The sequence below is a fragment of the Pseudomonas oryzihabitans genome (assembly GCF_001518815.1).
Classification (GTDB): Bacteria; Pseudomonadota; Gammaproteobacteria; order Pseudomonadales; family Pseudomonadaceae; genus Chryseomonas; species Chryseomonas oryzihabitans_E.
The window spans coordinates 685,243-703,573 of sequence record NZ_CP013987.1; the positions used below are offsets into that span (position 1 = coordinate 685,243).

The 18,331-nt window shown below is 66.5% G+C and carries 18 protein-coding genes; 11 read left to right on the plus strand and 7 right to left on the minus strand.

Annotated features, from left to right (window positions below):
- Window positions 1–41 precede the first annotated feature (41 nt).
- From APT59_RS03175 to APT59_RS03205, 7 genes are all read left to right on the plus strand, one after another.
- Window positions 42–1,055 (plus strand): Ldh family oxidoreductase, encoded by a 1,014-nt coding sequence (locus APT59_RS03175; protein WP_059313517.1) that lies wholly within the window; start codon window positions 42–44, stop codon window positions 1,053–1,055.
- A 111-nt stretch (window positions 1,056–1,166) separates the two neighbouring features.
- Entirely contained in the window at window positions 1,167–2,690 is a 1,524-nt protein-coding gene (locus APT59_RS03180; protein ID WP_059313518.1) for an MFS transporter, read from the plus strand.
- Between the two features lie 191 nt (window positions 2,691–2,881).
- Entirely contained in the window at window positions 2,882–3,355 is a 474-nt protein-coding gene (locus APT59_RS03185; protein WP_059313519.1) for an RNA pyrophosphohydrolase, read from the plus strand.
- A 111-nt stretch (window positions 3,356–3,466) separates the two neighbouring features.
- Entirely contained in the window at window positions 3,467–5,746 is a 2,280-nt protein-coding gene (gene ptsP, locus APT59_RS03190; RefSeq protein WP_059313520.1) for a phosphoenolpyruvate--protein phosphotransferase, read from the plus strand.
- 49 nt (window positions 5,747–5,795) lie between these two features.
- Window positions 5,796–6,218: a TSUP family transporter gene (locus APT59_RS03195; RefSeq protein ID WP_237140566.1), complete on the plus strand. Its 423-nt coding sequence runs from the start codon at window positions 5,796–5,798 to the stop codon at window positions 6,216–6,218.
- A complete protein-coding gene (gene lgt / locus APT59_RS03200; protein ID WP_059313521.1) occupies window positions 6,197–7,009 on the plus strand; it encodes a prolipoprotein diacylglyceryl transferase in 813 nt (270 codons plus the stop codon). The genes APT59_RS03195 and lgt overlap by 22 nt, the downstream gene beginning before the upstream one ends.
- 85 nt (window positions 7,010–7,094) lie before the next feature.
- Window positions 7,095–7,451 carry a hypothetical protein gene (locus APT59_RS03205; protein ID WP_059313522.1) on the plus strand — a complete coding sequence of 119 codons (357 nt, stop codon included), beginning with the start codon at window positions 7,095–7,097 and terminating at the stop codon, window positions 7,449–7,451.
- A 23-nt stretch (window positions 7,452–7,474) separates the two neighbouring features.
- On the opposite strand, the gene APT59_RS03210 is transcribed toward APT59_RS03205, so the two are convergent.
- The 6 genes from APT59_RS03210 to APT59_RS03235 form a co-directional block, all read right to left on the minus strand.
- Complete coding sequence (locus APT59_RS03210) at window positions 7,475–7,726, minus strand: YfhL family 4Fe-4S dicluster ferredoxin (protein ID WP_059313523.1); 252 nt, start codon at window positions 7,724–7,726, stop codon at window positions 7,475–7,477.
- A 99-nt stretch (window positions 7,727–7,825) separates the two neighbouring features.
- Window positions 7,826–8,311, minus strand: a complete 486-nt coding sequence (coaD, locus tag APT59_RS03215) for a pantetheine-phosphate adenylyltransferase (protein WP_059313524.1) — start codon at window positions 8,309–8,311, stop codon at window positions 7,826–7,828.
- Between the two features lie 99 nt (window positions 8,312–8,410).
- Complete coding sequence (locus APT59_RS03220) at window positions 8,411–9,415, minus strand: hydrolase (RefSeq protein WP_059313525.1); 1,005 nt, start codon at window positions 9,413–9,415, stop codon at window positions 8,411–8,413.
- Window positions 9,412–9,981, minus strand: coding sequence for a 16S rRNA (guanine(966)-N(2))-methyltransferase RsmD (gene rsmD / locus APT59_RS03225; protein ID WP_059313526.1), 570 nt, complete (start codon window positions 9,979–9,981; stop codon window positions 9,412–9,414). Before rsmD ends, APT59_RS03220 begins: the two co-directional genes overlap by 4 nt.
- Before the next feature lies 1 nt (window position 9,982).
- A complete protein-coding gene (locus tag APT59_RS03230) occupies window positions 9,983–11,422 on the minus strand; it encodes a M16 family metallopeptidase (RefSeq protein ID WP_059313527.1) in 1,440 nt (479 codons plus the stop codon).
- A complete protein-coding gene (locus APT59_RS03235) occupies window positions 11,419–12,780 on the minus strand; it encodes a M16 family metallopeptidase (RefSeq protein ID WP_059313528.1) in 1,362 nt (453 codons plus the stop codon). Before APT59_RS03235 ends, APT59_RS03230 begins: the two co-directional genes overlap by 4 nt.
- A gap of 202 nt (window positions 12,781–12,982) precedes the next feature.
- On the opposite strand from APT59_RS03235, the gene ftsY reads away from it, so the two are divergent.
- From ftsY to rpoH, 4 genes are all read left to right on the plus strand, one after another.
- Window positions 12,983–14,467 carry a signal recognition particle-docking protein FtsY gene (gene ftsY, locus APT59_RS03240; protein ID WP_059313529.1) on the plus strand — a complete coding sequence of 495 codons (1,485 nt, stop codon included), beginning with the start codon at window positions 12,983–12,985 and terminating at the stop codon, window positions 14,465–14,467.
- Window positions 14,464–15,138: a cell division ATP-binding protein FtsE gene (gene ftsE / locus APT59_RS03245; protein WP_007161647.1), complete on the plus strand. Its 675-nt coding sequence runs from the start codon at window positions 14,464–14,466 to the stop codon at window positions 15,136–15,138. Before ftsY ends, ftsE begins: the two co-directional genes overlap by 4 nt.
- Window positions 15,135–16,145, plus strand: a complete 1,011-nt coding sequence (ftsX, locus tag APT59_RS03250) for a permease-like cell division protein FtsX (protein ID WP_059313530.1) — start codon at window positions 15,135–15,137, stop codon at window positions 16,143–16,145. The genes ftsE and ftsX overlap by 4 nt, the downstream gene beginning before the upstream one ends.
- Before the next feature lie 161 nt (window positions 16,146–16,306).
- Window positions 16,307–17,161, plus strand: a complete 855-nt coding sequence (gene rpoH, locus APT59_RS03255; protein ID WP_026083834.1) for an RNA polymerase sigma factor RpoH — start codon at window positions 16,307–16,309, stop codon at window positions 17,159–17,161.
- 423 nt (window positions 17,162–17,584) lie between these two features.
- Here rpoH and mtgA read toward each other — a convergent pair whose 3' ends face one another.
- Window positions 17,585–18,286, minus strand: a complete 702-nt coding sequence (mtgA, locus tag APT59_RS03260; protein WP_059313531.1) for a monofunctional biosynthetic peptidoglycan transglycosylase — start codon at window positions 18,284–18,286, stop codon at window positions 17,585–17,587.
- Window positions 18,287–18,331 lie beyond the last annotated feature (45 nt).

The window sequence follows — 18,331 nt, forward strand, 5'->3', positions numbered from 1 at the left end:
CGGTTGCGGCATAGTCGGGGTTTTCCCGATGGAGCGCCACCATGGCCCAGATGACCCCGGAAGAGCTGCAGCAACTGGCCGAGGAGGTGCTCGCGGCCCAGGGTTTCAGTCAACCGCAGGGCGCGGCTATCGCCGCCATGATGGTGGCCGGCCAGCGCGATGACTGTGCCTCCCACGGCATCTACCGACTGCTGGGCATCGTCAAGACGCTGAAGGCCGGCAAGGTGGTGCCGGATGCCGTTCCCCGCGTCGAGGACGTGGCACCGGCCATCGTCCGGGTCGATGCCGGGGGTGGCTTCTCGCCGCTGGCCTTTCACGCCGGTCTGCCACTGCTCGATGCCAAGGCGCGCACCTGCGGCCTGGCGGCCCTGGCGATCAACAACTGCGTGCATTTCTCGGCGCTCTGGGTGGAAATGGAAGCCCTTACCGCCCGCGGCCTGGTGGCTCTGGCGTGCAATCCCACCCAGGCCTATGTCGCTCCGGCGGGTGGGCGGCGGCCGCTGTTCGGCACCAATCCCATCGCCTTCGGCTGGCCACGGCCGGAAGGGCAGCCCTTCGTCTTCGACTTCGCCACCAGTGCGGTGGCTCGCGGCGAAATCGAATTGCATCGTCGCGCCAGCAAGGCCCTGCCCGAGGGCTGGGGAGTGGATGCCGAGGGCGCCCCGAGCAACGATGCCCGCACCGTGCTGGAGGAGGGCGCCATGCTGACCTTTGGTGGCCACAAGGGCTCGGCGCTGTCGGCCATGATCGAGTTGCTCGCCGGACCGCTGATCGGCGATCTCACTAGTCCGGAGTCCTCGGCCTTCGACGCCGGAGCGGGCGGATTGCCCTATCACGGCGAACTCATCCTGGCCTTCGATCCCCAGCGGTTTCTCGGCGCGGCGGTGGCCGACTATCAGCAGCGTGCCGAACAGCTGTTCGCCGGCATTGAGGCCCAGGGCGCCCGCTTGCCGTCGCAGCGCCGCTATGCGGCGCGCGCTCTTAATACCACCCGTGGCTGGCTGGAGGTGCCGGACGAAATGCTCGCCGAGGTGCGGGCGCTGCTGCCCGGCTGATCCAGGACGCGATTCGCATCACCTGGCGGAGGCTGCGACAACGCGGTCTCTGAACCCCATGCCAGACGCAGGGTCCACGACTGGCCCCCTTCGTGCCAGCCCTGGGTCTTCATGTACGCCGACGACACCGATCGCCCCCATCACCGCGGCCTGCTGCTGCTGAGCATCACCCTCATGGTGCTGGTGTACTTTCTCGACAATCTCTCCATCGCCCTGGCCAATCGCTATGTCTACGGCGGCCTGGGCATCGACCAGCGCAGCTACAGCCTGGCAACCGCCTGCTACAGTGCCGCCGTCATCGTCACCAGCGCCCCGCACCAGTGGTTCGCCCAGCGCCTGGGCTATCGCAACCTGATCTTCACCGCCGTCGGCATCCACCTGGTCGGCCAGGTGTGCTGCCTGGTCGCGAGCGATCTGCCGACCTTCATCGTCGGTCGGGTACTGATGGGTGCCGGCGCCGCCACCTTCTTTGCCGGGGCGCGGGTACTGGTGCAGATGTATTTCTCCGGTCCCCAGTTGCCGACCGGCATTCGTGCCTTTGCCTCGGGCGTGCCCCTGGGGGGTGCGCTGGCCTCCTTTACCACCGCGGAATTGCTGGAAGGCCATCAGTGGCGCGCCATCTTCTTGGTGCCGGCGCTGGCCTGTGGGTTGGTCGCGCTAGGTGCCTGGCTGTCGCTACCCCGGCGCTCCCATCCGCTGGAGAATTCCGGCGCCCCCTCGCTGCTGTCCATGATGCTGCTGGCCGGTGGCAGCCTGCTGCTGACCACCACCACCCAGCGGCTGGCCTTCGACTTCTTCAGCGACGGCCTATGGCTGGCGCTGGAGCTGCTGTTGGGAGTCGCCATCCTCGGGCTGTACGTCTATTACGAGCGAGGCCTCGCGCGGCCGACCCTGGACTTCAAGCACGCCATCACCCCCGGGTTTCTCGCCGGCATGCTGTTCATGATGCTCAACTACTTCCTGCTCGGGGCCTACAACTTCATCATCCCCCAGTACGTGGTCAACGGCCTGCAGCTGCCGGTCTATACCGCCGGTGGGGTCATGGCGCTCGGTTGGCTGTGCGGTCTGGCGCCCCTGCTGATGATCACCTCGGTGCGGCTGCGCGAGCGCTTTCCCTGGGGCGGCTTTCGCAAGTACCTGGTGGCGGGCTATCTGCTGCTGGCCGGCTACGGCTTCTGGATGGTGCGGCAGCACGCCGACGTGCCCCTCTATCAGCAACTGGTGCCGGGTCTGATGATGCATGGCACCTACCTGATCGGCACCTTCGCGGTGATCATCATGTACACCTTCATGCGCGTCGAACCGGCCTATTTCAGCCAGGCCTACCAGATCAAGAACATGACCCAGCAGCTGGTGATGCCCATGGGCATCGTCCTGTCCAACGTCTTCCTGCAGTGGCGCGACGCCTTCCATGCCTCGGTGCTCAGCGCCTCGGTCAATCCCTATGCCCAGACCTACCAGGCCTATGAGGAACGCTATCGGCAGGCCACCGGTGCCGATAGCGCCCTGGCGCAGATCTCCAGCCTGGTCACCCGCCAGAGCCAGGTGCTGGGCTATCTCGACTATTTCTGGCTGGTTGGCTGGATCGGTCTGGCGCTGGCGGTCTACATGGCCGTGCAGCGGCATTTTCGCTAGCGCGCGACGATTGCCTGCCTTTAAGCCGATGTTCAGCTAGCGGCCACCATAATGCGGGCTTTTGCAGGCCGCGCCGTTCCCCCGGACCCTGCGCCGGTCGGCCGCGCCCCGGTCGGTCCGGAGCTTGCATTGCTGGGCTGTCGGGCTTTGTGGAACAATGCGGGCAACGATATTTTTCAAGGGTGGCAGCCGTGATCGACGCTGATGGTTTTCGCCCCAATGTCGGCATCATTCTCGCCAACGATGCTGGCCAAGTACTGTGGGCCCGCCGTATCAACCAGGATGCCTGGCAGTTTCCCCAGGGTGGGATCGATGACCGGGAAACGCCCGAGGAGGCGCTGTACCGGGAGCTGAACGAAGAAGTGGGGCTGAGCCCCGAGGATGTCCGTATCCTGGCCTGTACCCGGGGCTGGCTGAGGTATCGACTGCCGCAGCGCATGGTGCGTACCCACAGCCGTCCGCTGTGCATCGGCCAGAAGCAGAAGTGGTTTCTGTTGCGTCTGACCGCGGAAGAGCAGCGGGTGCGGATGGATGTGACGGGCAAGCCTGAATTCGATGGCTGGCGCTGGGTAAGCTACTGGTACCCCCTGGGCCAGGTGGTGACCTTCAAGCGTGAGGTCTATCGGCGGGCGCTCAAGGAGTTGGCACCCCGCTTGCTGGCCTGATTACCGGTACGGCCGGTGCGAAAGTGGTGAGGAGAAGCTGTGGTCATGCAGGATGAACGACACGTGATGCACGCCGGCGGCTCCGCCGGGCGTCGGCTGCGGAGGCGCTAGATGCTTGCAGTTCTGCGCAAGATCGTCCAGGAGGTCAATGCCGCCAAGGATCTGGGGTCGGCACTGTCCATCATCGTGCAGCGCGTCCGCGCGGCCATGCAGTCGCAGGTCTGCTCCGTCTATCTGCTGGATCCGGATACCAATCGTTTCGTGCTGATGGCCACCGAAGGCCTGAACAAGAAATCCATCGGCCGGGTCAGCATGGCGCCCAACGAAGGCCTGGTCGGCCTGGTCGGGACGCGTGAAGAGCCGCTCAACCTCGAAGACGCCGCCAGCCACCCGCGCTTCCGCTATTTCGCTGAAACCGGTGAGGAACGTTATGCGTCCTTCCTCGGCGCACCCATCATTCACCACCGACGCGTCATGGGCGTGCTGGTGGTGCAGCAGAAGGAACGTCGTCAGTTCGACGAGGGCGAGGAAGCCTTCCTGGTCACCATGAGCGCCCAGCTGTCCGGGGTGATCGCCCATGCCGAGGCCACCGGGACCATTCGTGGTCTGGATCGGCAGGGCAAGGGGATCCAGGAAGCGCGCTTCGTCGGCATTCCCGGCTCGCCCGGGGTCGGCGTCGGCAAGGCGGTGGTGGTCCTGCCGCCAGCCGACCTGGAAGTGGTCCCCGACAAGACGGTGACCGACATCGACGCCGAGCTGCAGCTGTTCCGCACCGCGCTGGAAGGCGTACGGGCGGACATGAAGGCGCTCTCCAAGCGGCTGTCCACCCAGCTGCGCAAGGAAGAGCAGGCGCTGTTCGACGTCTACCTGATGATGCTCGACGACGCCGCCCTCGGTAACGAGGTGACCACCATCATCAAGAGTGGCCAGTGGGCCCAGGGCGCCCTGCGCCAGGTGGTGATGGAGCACGTCCAGCGCTTCGAGCTGATGGACGACGCCTATCTGCGCGAACGGGCCGCCGATGTGCGAGACCTGGGCCGCCGGCTGCTCGCCTATCTGCAACAGGCGCACCAGGCCTGCCTGATCTATCCGGAAAACACCATCCTGGTCAGCGAGGAACTCTCGCCGGCCATGCTGGGCGAGGTGCCCGAGGGGCGTCTGGTCGGCCTGATCTCGGTACTGGGTTCGGGCAACTCCCACGTGGCCATCCTGGCGCGCGCCATGGGCGTGCCCACCGTCATGGGCGCGGTGGACCTGCCGTATTCCAAGGTGGACGGCATCGACCTCATTGTCGATGGCTACCACGGCGAGATCTTCACCAACCCTTCGCCGACGCTGATCAAGCAGTATGGCGACGTGGTGGAGGAGGAGCGCCAGCTGACCCAGGGCCTCGATGCCCTGCGCAGTCTGCCCTGCGAGACCCTCGACGGCCATCGCATGCCGCTGTGGGTCAACACCGGCCTGATGGCCGACGTGGCCCGTGCCCAGCAGCGCGGGGCCGAAGGGGTCGGGCTGTATCGCACCGAAGTCCCCTTCATGGTCAACGAGCGTTTTCCCAGCGAAAAGGAGCAGCTCTCGATCTACCGTGAGCAGCTGGCCGCCTTCCATCCGGCGCCGGTGACCATGCGCACCCTGGATGTCGGCGGTGACAAGGCGCTGTCCTATTTCCCGATCAAGGAAGACAACCCCTTCCTGGGCTGGCGCGGTATCCGCGTCACCCTGGATCATCCGGAAATCTTCCTGGTACAGACCCGCGCCATGCTCAAGGCCAGCGAGGGGCTGAACAACCTGCGCATCATGCTGCCGATGATCTCCGGTGTGCACGAGGTAGAGGAATCCCAGCACCTCTTGCACCGCGCCTGGTGCGAAGTACGCGACGAAGGCGTCGACATTCCCATGCCGCCCGTGGGTGTGATGGTCGAGGTGCCCTCGGCGGTCTACCAGGCCCGCGATCTGGCGCGCCAGGTGGATTTCATCTCGGTGGGCTCCAATGACCTGACCCAGTACCTGCTGGCGGTGGACCGTAACAATCCGCGGGTGGCCGATCTCTACGACTACTTCCACCCTGCGGTGCTGCAGGCGTTGCAACAGGTGGTCGATGGCGCCCATGCCGAAGGAGTGCCGGTGAGCATCTGCGGCGAAATGGCTGGCGATCCGGCGGCGGCGGTGCTGCTCATGGGCATGGGCTTCGACACCCTGTCGATGAACGCCACCAACCTGCCCAAGGTGAAATGGCTGCTGCGCCAGGTCACCCTGGAGAAGGCCCGGGAGCTGGTGCAGCAGATGCGCCAGATCGACAACCCCCAGGTCATCCACAGCGCCTTGCATCTGGCCTTGCGTAACCTCGGACTGGGCCGGGTGATCAACCCGGCGGCCAGCGTCCAGAGCTGAGCGTGCCCGGCGGGAAGGCCGCTTTCCGCCGGGCAGGCAGCGGCGTACCATGCCGCCTCCTGCGCCCGAGGTGATGATGGATCTCTTGCTCTTCCTGGTGCCTGGCGTCTGCGCCGGGTTGCTGGCCGGTCTGATCAGAGGTAGTTGCTGCCTGATCATCATGCCGGTGCTGGCCTACCGTTCTACCGCCACGGAACTCGATCCGCACATCCCTGCCCACCTGGCGGTGGGGACCTCGCTGGCCACCAGCGTCTCCACTTCGCTCCCTTTCGTCTGCGCCCATCATCAGCTCGGCGCCGTGTGCTGGCGGCTGTTCGCTCGGATGCCCCTGGGCAGCGTCTTCGGTAGCGCCCTGGATGGGTTGAACGCCGCGGCTGCTCAAGCGTCCATTCGCCTTGCTGTCTGGCGTCGGCCTCAATTTTCTACTCTGATCCCTGTCAAGGAGGCACCATGCTGCCGTATCCGCAAATAGACCCGGTGGCCCTGTCGCTGGGGCCGCTGAAGATCCACTGGTACGGCCTCATGTACCTGGTGGGCATCGGCGGTGCCTGGTGGCTGGCCAAGCGCCGGCTCAATCGCTTCGATCCGCGCTGGACCAGCGAAACCCTGTCGGATCTGGTGTTCTGGGTGGCGCTGGGGGTCATCGCCGGGGGACGGCTCGGCTATGTGCTCTTCTACAACCTGGCGGAGTACATCGCCAATCCGACGCTGATCTTCGAGGTCTGGAAGGGCGGCATGTCCTTCCACGGCGGCCTGCTCGGGGTGATCCTGGCGGTCTGGTGGTTCGGCAAGCGCCACAACAAGGGCTTCTTCGAACTGATGGATTTCATCGCGCCACTGGTGCCCATTGGCCTGGGTGCCGGTCGCATCGGCAACTTCATCAACGCCGAACTCTGGGGCAAGCCTACCGATGTGCCCTGGGCGATGATCTTCCCGCCCTACAGCGACCCGGCCCAGTTGCCGCGCCATCCCTCGCAGCTCTACCAGTTCGCCCTGGAAGGCGTGGCGCTGTTCGTGATCCTCTGGCTGTACTCGCGCAAGCCGCGGCCGACCATGGCCGTGTCCGGCCTGTTCGTACTCTGCTACGGCATCTTCCGCTTCATCGTCGAATTCGTGCGAGTGCCCGATGCCCAGCTCGGCTATCTGGCCTGGGGCTGGCTGACCATGGGCCAGGTGCTCTGCGTGCCCATGGTGCTGGGCGGTATCGCACTCATGGTCTACGCCTACCGCCGTGCGCCGCAGCCGGTCGTCCGCGCCGAATGACGTCTGGGGACCGCTCGCATGACAAGTGCGGGCGGCCTGTTATAGTTCAGGGACCACCATCACTACCGCGCAAGGGATCAGCCGTATGAATCCGTTCCGTAGCCTGGCTGCCGTGCTGGCGCTGACCCTGACGATGCAGGTCCTGCCGGCGCAGGCACAGCAGGCTCAGGGTGACGTCACCGAGTATCAGACCGCCGACCAGGCATTTGGTGAAGCCCAGGCTCCCGCCGCCTTTTCCATGATCGGTGATCTCTTGATCGCACGGCCACTGCTGATCGCCGCCACCGTGATCGGGGCGGGGGTTTTCGTGGTCAGCCTGCCATTCACCGCCGCGGGCGGTAACATCGGCAAGGCCGGCAAGGCCCTGGTGGTCGAGCCGGGCAAGGCGGCCTTCGTGCGCTGCCTCGGCTGCACCCAGAGCGGGTACGGTCGTACCGAATAGGCCCTGGTGCCAGGCCTGGCTGCTTAAGCTTGGCCGCTGATCTTCAGATACTTGTCGTGCAGCTGCTCCTTGGTCTCGACGTGGTTCTCGTCGAGAGGGATGCAGTCCACCGGGCAGACCTGCTGGCATTGGGGTTCGTCGTAGTGCCCCACGCACTCGGTGCACAGGTTCGGATCGATCACGTAGATCTCCGTGCCCTGGGAAATGGCGCCGTTCGGGCACTCGGGCTCGCACACGTCGCAGTTGATGCAATCGTCGGTAATGATGAGGGACATCGTCGGCTCCTCGCCACGCGAACGCGCAGCGATCCAAAAGTCAGGCGCGCATTTTGCCCCATCCGCGCGCCGGCTGCACCCGACAGTCCTTGGGGTTAATCAGCTTGCCGGCGCAAAACGCTCCAGCAGTGCCTGATGCACGGTGGGATGGACGAACTTGGTCACGTCGCCACCGAGGGCCGCGATCTCGCGCACCAGGGTGGAGGACAGGTAGGAATAGTGTTCCGAGGGGGTCAGGAACATGCTTTCCGCCTGGGGCGCCAGTACCCGGTTCATGTTGGCCAGCTGGAATTCGAACTCGAAGTCCGACACCGCGCGCAGGCCGCGCAGGATGATGGTCGCCTTCTGCTGTTCCACCAGATTGGCCAGCAGGCAGCTGAAGCCGATCACCTCGACATTGGGCAGGTGCGCGGTTACCGCCTTGGCCAGCTCTACCCGCCGCTCCAGCGGAAACAGGGGGTTCTTCTTGGGGCTGGCGGCTACTGCCACCACGACTTCGTCGAACAGCCGCGAGGCGCGCTCCACCAGATCGCCATGGCCCTTGGTGATGGGGTCGAAGGTGCCGGGGTATAGCACTCGGTTCATGACGCTGTCCTGGGGGCGAAGCTATTGGGGCTTGGATGGTAGCTCAGGGGCGGGGTGAGGCCAAGGCGACAGGGGGCGGGATCGCCGACCCGTGGGCGTTTATCGGCCGGATGGCGAGGTCTGCTGGCTGACCAGCCAGTCGGGAATGCGTCTTTCCAGATAGTAATCGGGGTGGCGGAAGGTGCCGCCGATGAAACCCACGTGTCCGCCATGGGGCAGGCGCTCGAACAGGGTGCCGGGCGCCAGTTCGGCGCGTGCTGGCAAGGCGTCGGTGCCGATGAAGGGGTCGTCCTCGGCCTGGATCAGCAGGGCGGGGATGCGGATGCCGCCCAGGTAGTAGCGGCTGGAAGCCTGTCGGTAATAGTCCTGGGCATCGCGAAAGCCGTGCAGCGGCGCGGTGTACTTGTCGTCGAAATCCCAGAAGGTCTTGAGCCCTTCGGGTGGCCCCAGGCGCGCGAGGATCTCGTGCTGCTCGGGGTGGCGCTCCTGATCGAACAGCGCCTGCTTGTCGCGCACGTAGCGCGCCAGTTCACGGATGAAGTGCCGCTGATAGATACGCGAGAAGCCGATGCCGATGCGATCGGCGCAGAGGTCCAGGCGAAAGGGCACCGAGACCGCCGCCGCGGCCCTCAGTCCGCTTTGCGCGCCGTGTTCGCCCAGGTATTTGAGCAGGACATTGCCGCCCAGGGAGAAGCCCACGGCATACAGCGGTGCGTCCGGGCGGCTGATCTGCAGGTGGCGGACCACCGCCGCCAGGTCGTCGCTGACGCCGGAGTGATAGCCGCGCGGCAGGCGGTTGGGCTCGCCAGAGCAGCCACGCCAGTTGAGGCCGACGCTGGCCCAGCCGCGGGCGGCGAGGGCGAATTGCAGCCCGAGCACATAGTGGGAGCCGGAGCTGCCGGTGAGGCCATGGGCGATCAGCACCAGCGGCGCCCGTGGGTCCTCGGCGTGATACCAGTCCAGATCCAGGAAGTCGCCATCCTCCAGCCACAGCCGTTCGCGTGGTCGGGTGATGGGCGGCAGATGCCGCCACAACGAGCCCCAGAGGGTCTGCAGGTGTGGGCCGGGTAGCCAGCGTGCCGGCCGAAAGGGTGCGCCGCTCACGCCTGGCGGTGCCAGAGGGCGTAGTGGACGTTGCCGGTCTTTTTCTCGCGGTGCAGCTGCCAGGTCGCGGGCAGGGTCAGCCGGGAGGGCTGGGTTTCGCTCTCGGTGTAGATCCAGGCGTCTGCGGCGAGCCAGCCCTGGGTTTCCAGCGCCGCGCAGGCCGGCTCCAGCAGGTCCTTGCCAAAGGGCGGGTCGAGAAACACCAGGTCGAAAGGCGTCTCCACCGGCTTGGCCAGCGCCTGGAGGGCATCGGTCTGGCGTACCTCGGCGTGCGCGCAGCCCAGGGTCTGCAGATGACCGCGCAGGGCATTGACTGCCTGGGCGTTGAGGTCGAAGGCCAGGGCCTGACCGGCACCGCGGGAGAGGGCTTCCAGCAGCAGCGCACCGCTGCCGGCGAAGGGGTCCAGGACTCGGGCGCCGGGCGTCACCACGGCCAGCCAGTTGAACAGGGTCTCGCGCACCCGATCCGGGGTGGGCCTCAGGCCCAGGGCATCGGGAAAGGCGAAGCGCCGGCTGCGCCAGTCGCCACCGATGATGCGCAGTTGGTTGGCGGGCTTCTGGGCCATGCTAGTGCTCCGGAACGCCGCTGGGCGGCAAGGTGGGAAGGGGGCGAGGCGGCGGCAGCGGTTGCTGGGCGACCCGGGGGCCGGCGGTGACCACCACGAAGTTGGCCGGATCCAGGTGACGCTGCAGGGCGGCATGCACCTGGGCCACCGTTAGGCTGCGGACCTGCTGGAGGAAGTCGTCCAGGTAGCTGCTGGGCAAGTCATAGAAGCCGATATTGCCCAGCTGGGCGACGATGGCGCCGTTGCTGGCATTGGTCAGCGGAAAGCTGCCTTCGATCTGCCGCTTGGCGCGGTCCAGTTCGGCCTGGGTCGGGCCCTGGGCCAGGTAGTCGCGCAGCAGGTCGCGGACCAGCGCCAGGGTGGCATCGCCCAGTTCGGCGCGGGTCTGCAGGCCGATGGTGAAGGGGCCCGGCTGGCGCATCGGTGTAAAGCCCGAGCTGACGCCATAGGTGAGGCCACGGCGTTCACGCAATTCGGTCATCAGGCGACTGCCGAAACCGCCGCCGCCAAGGATCTGGTTGCCGACGAACAGGGCCGCGTAATCGGGATCGCGGCGGGTGATGCCGAGCTGGCCGAGCAGCAGGCGGGTCTGCTGGGCCGGGAGCTCCAGCGCCACTTGTGCCGGTACGGCGGGGACCGGCGCGGGCAGCGGCGGCAGCGCCGGGCCGTGGGGCAGGGCACGCGACAGCTGGGCGGCGATCCGTTCGGCCCGGGCGCGATCCAGATCGCCGGTGATGGCGATCACGGCATTGCCGGCGGCATAGGCCCGGGCATGGAAGGCCTGCAGGCTGGCGGCATCGAGGCGTGCCAGGCTGGCTGCCGTACCGAGCGGTGAGTGGGCATAGGGGTGGCTGCCATAGAGGCGCTGCTGCAGGGCCTCGCCGGCAAGGCTCGCCGGTTCACGGCGACTGGCGGCGATCAGGGTCAGCAGCTGGTCGCGGATACGCTGGATGGCCTCGGCAGGAAAGGTCGGGCGGCCGACCACGTCGGCGAGCAGTGCCAGGGCCGGCTCGCTGTGGGCGGGATCGGCAAGGGTGCGCAGGCCGGCTACGGCCTGGTCGCGATAGGCGCCGTTGCTGAAGTCGGCGCCCAGGCGCTCGAAGCCATCGGCGATGGCGCCGGCATCGCGTCCCGGGGTGCCTTCGTTGAGCAGGCCGTTGGTCAGCATGGCGAGGCCTGGGCTGGCGCCGTCCCGGCTGCTGCCGGCGGCAAAGATCAGGCGTACATCGAACATCGGCAATTCCGGCGCCGGCACGAACAGCACCTGGGCGCCCTCGGCGGTACGCCAGCGCTGGATATCCAGCTGGCGGCCCAAGGGCGGTGCCGCCTTGAGGGTCTTCAGGCTATCCACGGCGGGATAGGCGCGCGCCAGGTCGCCCACCGGCGAAGGGGCCTGGCAGCCCGCGAGCAGGCACAGCGAAAGGCTGAGCAGGCGTTTCATCGACGGGCCTCCGCGGCGGGTTCGGGACGCAGCTGGCCCAGGGTCAGGCGCTCGCGGGTGAAGTAGGTGCGGGCCACCCGGCGGAGGTCATCGGGGGTGACCTTGCCCAGCTCATCGAGCAGCAGATCCCCCTGGCGCCAGCCGAGGCCGACGCTTTCCAGCTGGCCGATGCTGCTGGCCTGGGCGGTGATGGAGTCGCGGCCATAGACCAGCCCGGCCACCAGCAGGGCACGGACCCGTGCCACCTCCTCGGCGCTGGGTGGTTCGCGCTTGAGGGTGTCCAACTGGTCCCAGAAGGCTGCTTCCAGCTGCTCGAGGGTCTTGCCGCGCTGGGTATTGGGCATGCCGCTGAGCAGGAACAGACTGTCACCGCGGGTGTAGGCGCCATAGGCGGCGCGCACGCTGCTGGCCACTTCCTGCCCCCGTTCGAGGCGACTGGGCAGACGTGCGCCCGAGCCGCCGCTGAGCAGGGCGGCAAGCAGTTGCAGGGCATAGGCGTCGCGCGGCTGGGTGGCGGTGGCCAGGCTGGGCACGTTGAAGCTCATCAGCAGGCTGGGTACCTCGCGGGCCTGCAAGGCCAGGCGGCGCTCACCTGGCGCAGGCAGTTCCAGCGGACGCCTGGGTGCGGGCAGATCGCTGCGGGGGATGGCGCCGAACCAGCGTTGCACCTCGGCGCGGATCACCGCAGGTTCGACATCGCCCACCACCACCAGGGTGGCGTTATTGGGCGCATACCAGGCGTGGTACCAGCGTCTGAGGTCGTCCACGGTCAGGCGCTGCAGGTCCTGGGGCCAGCCGATGGTGGGGTTGCGATAGCCGCTGGCAGGGTAGGCCGCCGCCTTGAAGCGCTCGAAGGACAGTGCCTCCGGGCGGTCATCGGTGCGCAGCCGGCGTTCTTCCTTGATCACTTCCAGTTCCCGGGTGACCTCGTCGGGCGCCAGGAGCAGATGAGCCATGCGATCGGCTTCCAGCTCCAGGGCGACCGGCAGGCGGTCGCGGGCAAGCAGCTGGTAGTAGACGGTGTAGTCGTCGGTGGTGAAGGCGTTTTCCTCGGCGCCCAGGTCGCGCAGCAGGTGCGAGGCCTCGCCCGCGCCCAGCTTGCGGCTGCCCTTGAACATCAGGTGTTCGAGGGCATGGGAGAGCCCGGTCGCGCCGGGCGCCTCCAGGCTCGAACCCACGCGATACCAGAGCTGCACCACGGCGACCGGTGCCCGATGATCTTCGCGGACCACCAGCTTCAGGCCATTGTCGAGGGTGAACTCCTCGGTGTGCTGCTGGCTGGCAGCCGCGAGGGCGAGGGTAGGAAGCAGGCCGAGCAGGGCGACCAGGGTGGTCCGACGGGAGCGGGAGGCGGGCATTGCGAGAGCAGGCCTTGTAGCGCGGTAGGGGACGAAGCGGCTGCGTCCTGGGGACGGTCGCGCGTTTTTCGCCGACGGGGAGGTCTTCCGCCCGGCAGGCTGCTAGGATACGCATCCCTTTTCCCGACGGCCATGCCTGACGGTCGAGCGCCGCCTGGCGGAGCTCCCGCAGCCTGATCGTCCGTTCGATACAGAGCCCCGCATGTTTGGATCCGACGACAAGAAGTCTCCCCCCACGGAGAAGAAAGGCCTGTTCGGCTGGTTCCGCAAGAAGACCGCCGAACCCGTAGAAACGCCTGCCGAAGTGCCCGCAGCCACGCCGGAAGAGCGCTTGCCCGAGCCGCTGGCCAGCGAGCCGGTGCAGCATCCGGAGCCAGTGCCCGAGCCGCCTGAGGCGATTCCCTCGATGGCACCGGTACCGGTGGCCGAAGAGGAGGCGCCGTCGCCGGTTGCTCTGACGGCGCTGGTCGAGCCCCTGGTGGCCGATCCCATCGTGCCGCCGGTCGAACTAGAGCCGTTCGTGGAGCCTGAGCCTGAGCCTGAGCCTGAGCCGGTCGCCGAGCCCGCCCCGGCACCAGTTGCACCCGTCACGCCGCTGCCTCCGGTTGTTCCTGAGCCCGTCGCAGAGCCCGCATCTGCGCCAGTCGTGCCCGCTGCGCCGTTGCCCCCGGTTCCCGAACCGGTCGTGGCTTCTGAACCCGAGCCGGAGCCCGAGCCTGCTCCGCACGTGGTCGCGGCAGCCGCCGAACCGGCCAAGCTGGGTTTCTTCGCCCGCCTGCGCCAGGGCTTGTCCAAGACCAGTGCCAGCCTCGGCGAAGGCATGGCCAGCCTGTTCCTTGGCAAGAAGGCTATCGACGACGACCTGCTCGAAGAGCTGGAGACGCGTCTGCTGACCGCCGACGTCGGCGTCGAGGCCACCGGCGTCATCATGCGCAACCTGACGCAAAAGGTGGCGCGCAAGCAGTTGGCCGACAGCGAGGCGCTGTACCAGGCCCTGCAGCAGGAGCTTACCGAGATGCTGCTGCCGGTGGAGCAGCCGCTGGTGATCGACACCTCGCACAAGCCCTACGTCATCCTGGTGGTCGGCGTGAATGGCGCCGGCAAGACCACCACCATCGGCAAGCTGGCCAAGCGTCTGCAGAACGAAGGCAAGAAGGTCATGCTGGCCGCTGGAGACACCTTCCGCGCGGCCGCCGTGGAGCAGCTGCAGGTCTGGGGCGAGCGCAACCGCATCCCGGTGATTGCCCAGCACACCGGTGCCGACTCCGCCTCGGTGATCTTCGACGCCGTGCAAGCCGCCAAGGCCCGGGGCGTCGATGTGCTGATCGCCGACACCGCCGGCCGCCTGCACACCAAGGACAACCTCATGGAAGAGCTGCGCAAGGTACGCCGGGTGATCGGCAAGCTGGACGAGGCAGCGCCCCACGAGACCTTGCTGGTGCTGGATGCCGGTACCGGCCAGAACGCCCTCAACCAGGCCAAGCAGTTCCACAATGCGGTCCCCCTGACCGGTCTGGCGCTGACCAAGCTCGACGGCACCGCCAAGGGCGGGGTGATCTTCGCCCTGGCCAAGCAGAGCGCCCTGCCGATCCGCTATGTCGGCGTCGGCGAAGGCATCGACGACCTGCGGCCCTTCGAGGCGCGTCCCTTCGTCCAGGCCCTGTTCGCGGAGCGTGGCGTCTCATGATCCAGTTCGACCGCGTCTCCAAGCGCTATCCCAACGGTCACGTCGGCCTGCAGGAGCTGAGCTTCCGTGCCGAACGCGGCGAGATCCTCTTCGTCACCGGTCACTCCGGCGCCGGCAAGAGCACCCTGATGCGGCTGATCCTGGCCATGGAGCGCCCCACCGGTGGCAAGCTGACCCTGGCCGGCCAGGACATCTCGCGCATCACCAATGCGCAGATTCCCTTCCTGCGGCGGCAGATCGGAGTGGTCTTCCAGAATCACCAGCTGCTGTACGACCGCACCGTGTTCGACAACGTCGCCCTGCCGCTGCAGATCCTTGGCCTGTCCAAGCCCGAGATCGCCAAGCGTGTGGCCGCCGCCCTGGAGCGGGTCAGCCTCAAGGACAAGCTCGACGACTATCCGGCCGAGCTGTCCACCGGCCAGCAGCAACGGGTCGGCATCGCCCGTGCCGTGGTGCATCGCCCGGCCCTGCTGCTCGCCGATGAACCCACCGGCAACCTCGATCCGCGCCTGGCCTCGGAAATCATGGGTGTCTTCGAAGACATCAACAGCCTGGGCACCACGGTACTGATCGCCAGCCACGACCATGCCCTCATCGCCCGCCTGCACCATCGCATGCTGACCCTGCAGCGCGGCCGCCTGATCGGCGACGAAGAGGAGAGCCAGCCATGAGCGCCACTGAACTGCCCCGTGGCCAGGAGCAGGGCGGCAAGCCCCAGCGTCCGCAGCGCCAGGCCCCGAAGAAACCCAAGAGCGACTGGCGCAGCCCGCTGCACGCCTACCTCGAAGCCCACCGCACCGGCCTGAGGGACAGCCTCAGGCGCATGGTGCAGCAGCCCATAGGTACCTTTCTCACCTGCCTGGTGATGGGCATCGCCCTGGCGCTGCCCATGGGCGTGTCGCTGCTGCTGAAGAACGTCGAGCGCCTGGGTGGCTCCTGGCAGCGCGCGGCACAGATCTCGGTCTTCCTCGACCTGCGCACCGGTCAGGACCAGGCCGAGGTGCTGATGAGTCAGATCAAGGTCCTGCCCGATGTGGCCGAGGCCCGTTGGATCAGTCCGGACGATGCCTTGAAGGAATTGCAGCAGGACGCCGGTCTGGGCGAGGCGCTGCGCGAATTGCCGCAGAACCCGCTGCCTGGCGTCATCGCGGTGACGCCCAAGGAAGTCGACAAGAGCCGCCTCGACATGCTGCGCAGTCAGCTGGCCGAGATGAACGGCGTGCAGCAGGTGCAGCTGGACATGCAGTGGGTCGAGCGTCTCACCGCCATCCTCAAGCTGGGCGAGCGCTTCGTCTTCGGCCTGACCGTGGTGCTGGTGATCGCCCTGTTGTTGGTGATCGGCAATACCATCCGCCTGGCCATCGAGAATCGCCGTACCGAGATCGAGGTGGTCAAGCTGGTGGGTGGCACCGACGGCTACGTGCGCCGGCCCTTCCTCTACATGGGCGCGTTGTTCGGCCTGGGCGCCGGCATCGCCGCCTGGGCGCTGCTGGTGTTTGGCCTCAATTGGCTCAACGCCGCGGTGCTGGATCTGGCCGGCCTCTATGGCAGCGATTTCGCCCTGGGCAGCGTTGCCGTCGAAGACGGGCTACAGTTGCTGATCGGCGCCGTGCTGCTCGGCTACATAGGCGCCTGGTTGGCCGTCGCCCGCCATTTGCGCGAGCTCGCTCCACGCTGACGAACGACCGTTTCCGACATCTCCGGAAACGGTCTAAACCCCTGATGTGACAGGCCTTTCAGGGCGGTTTTCAGCTGGGGTTAAGGGAACCTCGGCTAGTCTGGCGCTGTCCAAAAAATCAGTGTTAGACTGTCCAGTGCTTAGTGAATCGGAGGATTCGCATGACCACTTCGTTGCAACCTGTTCCTACATTGGTTCCTGGCGCCAGCCTGGAAGCCTATGTGCATTCGGTGAACAGCATTCCGCTGCTCACTCCGGAGCGGGAGCGTGAACTGGCCGAGCGCCTCTTCTACAAGGAAGACGTCGAGGCCGCCCGCCAGTTGGTGCTCGCGCATCTGCGTTTCGTGGTGCATATCGCCAAGAGCTATTCTGGCTATGGGCTGGCTCAGGCCGACCTCATCCAGGAAGGCAATGTCGGCCTGATGAAGGCCGTGAAACGCTTCAATCCCGAAATGGGTGTACGCCTGGTGTCCTTTGCCGTGCATTGGATCAAGGCCGAAATCCACGAATTCATCCTGCGCAACTGGCGCATCGTCAAGGTGGCCACCACCAAGGCGCAGCGCAAGCTGTTCTTCAACCTGCGCAGCCAGAAGAAGCGGCTGGCCTGGCTGAACAATGACGAGGTCCATCGCGTGGCCGAAACCCTGGGCGTCGAGCCCCGGGAAGTGCGCGAGATGGAAAGCCGCCTGACCGGTCAGGACATGGCCTTCGATCCGGCTAGCGATGCCGACGACGATGCCGCCTACCAGTCGCCAGCCCAGTACCTGGAAGACAGCCGTTACGATCCGGCGCGCCAGCTGGAAGAGGCCGACTGGACCGACAGCTCCACGGCCAATCTGCACGAGGCCCTGGAACGCCTGGACGATCGCAGCCGCGACATCCTCTACCAGCGCTGGCTGGCCGAGGAAAAGGCGACGCTGCATGAGTTGGCGGCCAAGTACAACGTCTCGGCGGAGCGTATCCGCCAGCTGGAAAAGAACGCGATGAACAAGCTCAAGGGCAACATCGCCGCCTGATCCGCGCCTTGCTCGAAGAACCGCACCTCAGGGTGCGGTTTTTTATGTCTGAGAGAAAAGCCGTCGTGGCTATCGCGGTTCGTCGAAGCAGCCAAGTTTGCCGGCCCACGCTGCTGTAGGAGCGGCCCATAGCCGCGATAAACCGCAGGTGGGGTGGAAAGCCGCGCAACTTTTCTTGCGCCGGTTCGAGAAGGCGCGATCATCTAGCTCCGTTACCAGCTACATCATGATCGCGGCCATGGGCTGCTCCTACAGGTGCTGGTGAATCCGTAGGAGCGGCCCATGGCCGCGATTAAACGCAGGTAGATGGAAAGCTGCTCAGCGTTTTCCAAGCGTGAGCTTCAGCGTTACCTAGGCAGCTCGCTGGGGCCAGGTATCCCGCTGGAAAAGGCGGCGCCGTCTTCCACCCTGCGGCGCCTGGCGCTACTGCCCGGTCATCCGCCGCAGGTAGTCGCTACCACCCAACTGGCGCTCCTGCTGGCGGATCCAGGCGGCGCGTTCGGCGACGTAGGCGCTCGGACGACTCGGGCTCCATTCGCGAGGATTGGGCAGCACGGCGGCCAGCAGGCTGGCCTGGCGGTCGGACAGGTAGGGCGCGCCTATGCCGAAATGGTGTCGGGCCGCAGCCTCGGCGCCAAAGACGCCATCGTCCCATTCCACGCTGTTGAGATAGACCTCGAGGATGCGCTGCTTGGACCAGAAGGTTTCCAGGAGCACGGTGAACCAGGCTTCGAAGGCCTTGCGCAGGTAGCTGCGCCCGCTCCAGAGAAAGAGATTCTTGGCGGTCTGCTGGCTGATGGTGCTGGCGCCGCGCAGGGAGCCGCCGGCCTCGTTGTGGCTGAAGGCCTGGCGGATCGCCGCCATGTCGAACCCCCAGTGCTCGGCGAAGTGCTGGTCTTCACCGGCGATCACCGCCATCTTGAGATCGTCCGGCAGCTCCTTCCAGGGGCGCCAGTCACGCTGCAGGTCGATGGGCTTGCCGTCGATCCAGGACTCGACCTTGCGCTCGACCATCAGCATGCTGCCCGGTGGGGGCACCCAGCGCAGGAGCAGCACCAGGGCGGCACTGAGGACGGCGAACCAGAGGGCGATACGCAGGATACGGCGGAGGAGGGTGAGCAGCATCGGCTTGGTCTTTGGCGGTTAGCGGGCCATTATAACCAGCGCTTT

What these genes read in the sequence shown, in the direction of transcription:
- APT59_RS03175 (WP_059313517.1), top strand. Translation starts at nt 42, where the DNA reads ATGGCCCAGATGACCCCGGAAGAGCTGCAGCAACTGGCCGAGGAGGTG.
- APT59_RS03180 (WP_059313518.1), top strand. Translation starts at nt 1,167, where the DNA reads ATGTACGCCGACGACACCGATCGCCCCCATCACCGCGGCCTGCTGCTG.
- ptsP (WP_059313520.1), top strand. Translation starts at nt 3,467, where the DNA reads ATGCTTGCAGTTCTGCGCAAGATCGTCCAGGAGGTCAATGCCGCCAAG.
- APT59_RS03195 (WP_237140566.1), top strand. Translation starts at nt 5,796, where the DNA reads ATGCCGCCTCCTGCGCCCGAGGTGATGATGGATCTCTTGCTCTTCCTG.
- lgt (WP_059313521.1), top strand. Translation starts at nt 6,197, where the DNA reads ATGCTGCCGTATCCGCAAATAGACCCGGTGGCCCTGTCGCTGGGGCCG.
- APT59_RS03205 (WP_059313522.1), top strand. Translation starts at nt 7,095, where the DNA reads ATGAATCCGTTCCGTAGCCTGGCTGCCGTGCTGGCGCTGACCCTGACG.
- APT59_RS03210 (WP_059313523.1), bottom strand. Translation starts at nt 7,726, where the DNA reads ATGTCCCTCATCATTACCGACGATTGCATCAACTGCGACGTGTGCGAG.
- coaD (WP_059313524.1), bottom strand. Translation starts at nt 8,311, where the DNA reads ATGAACCGAGTGCTATACCCCGGCACCTTCGACCCCATCACCAAGGGC.
- rsmD (WP_059313526.1), bottom strand. Translation starts at nt 9,981, where the DNA reads ATGGCCCAGAAGCCCGCCAACCAACTGCGCATCATCGGTGGCGACTGG.
- APT59_RS03230 (WP_059313527.1), bottom strand. Translation starts at nt 11,422, where the DNA reads ATGAAACGCCTGCTCAGCCTTTCGCTGTGCCTGCTCGCGGGCTGCCAG.
- APT59_RS03235 (WP_059313528.1), bottom strand. Translation starts at nt 12,780, where the DNA reads ATGCCCGCCTCCCGCTCCCGTCGGACCACCCTGGTCGCCCTGCTCGGC.
- ftsY (WP_059313529.1), top strand. Translation starts at nt 12,983, where the DNA reads ATGTTTGGATCCGACGACAAGAAGTCTCCCCCCACGGAGAAGAAAGGC.
- ftsE (WP_007161647.1), top strand. Translation starts at nt 14,464, where the DNA reads ATGATCCAGTTCGACCGCGTCTCCAAGCGCTATCCCAACGGTCACGTC.
- ftsX (WP_059313530.1), top strand. Translation starts at nt 15,135, where the DNA reads ATGAGCGCCACTGAACTGCCCCGTGGCCAGGAGCAGGGCGGCAAGCCC.
- rpoH (WP_026083834.1), top strand. Translation starts at nt 16,307, where the DNA reads ATGACCACTTCGTTGCAACCTGTTCCTACATTGGTTCCTGGCGCCAGC.
- mtgA (WP_059313531.1), bottom strand. Translation starts at nt 18,286, where the DNA reads ATGCTGCTCACCCTCCTCCGCCGTATCCTGCGTATCGCCCTCTGGTTC.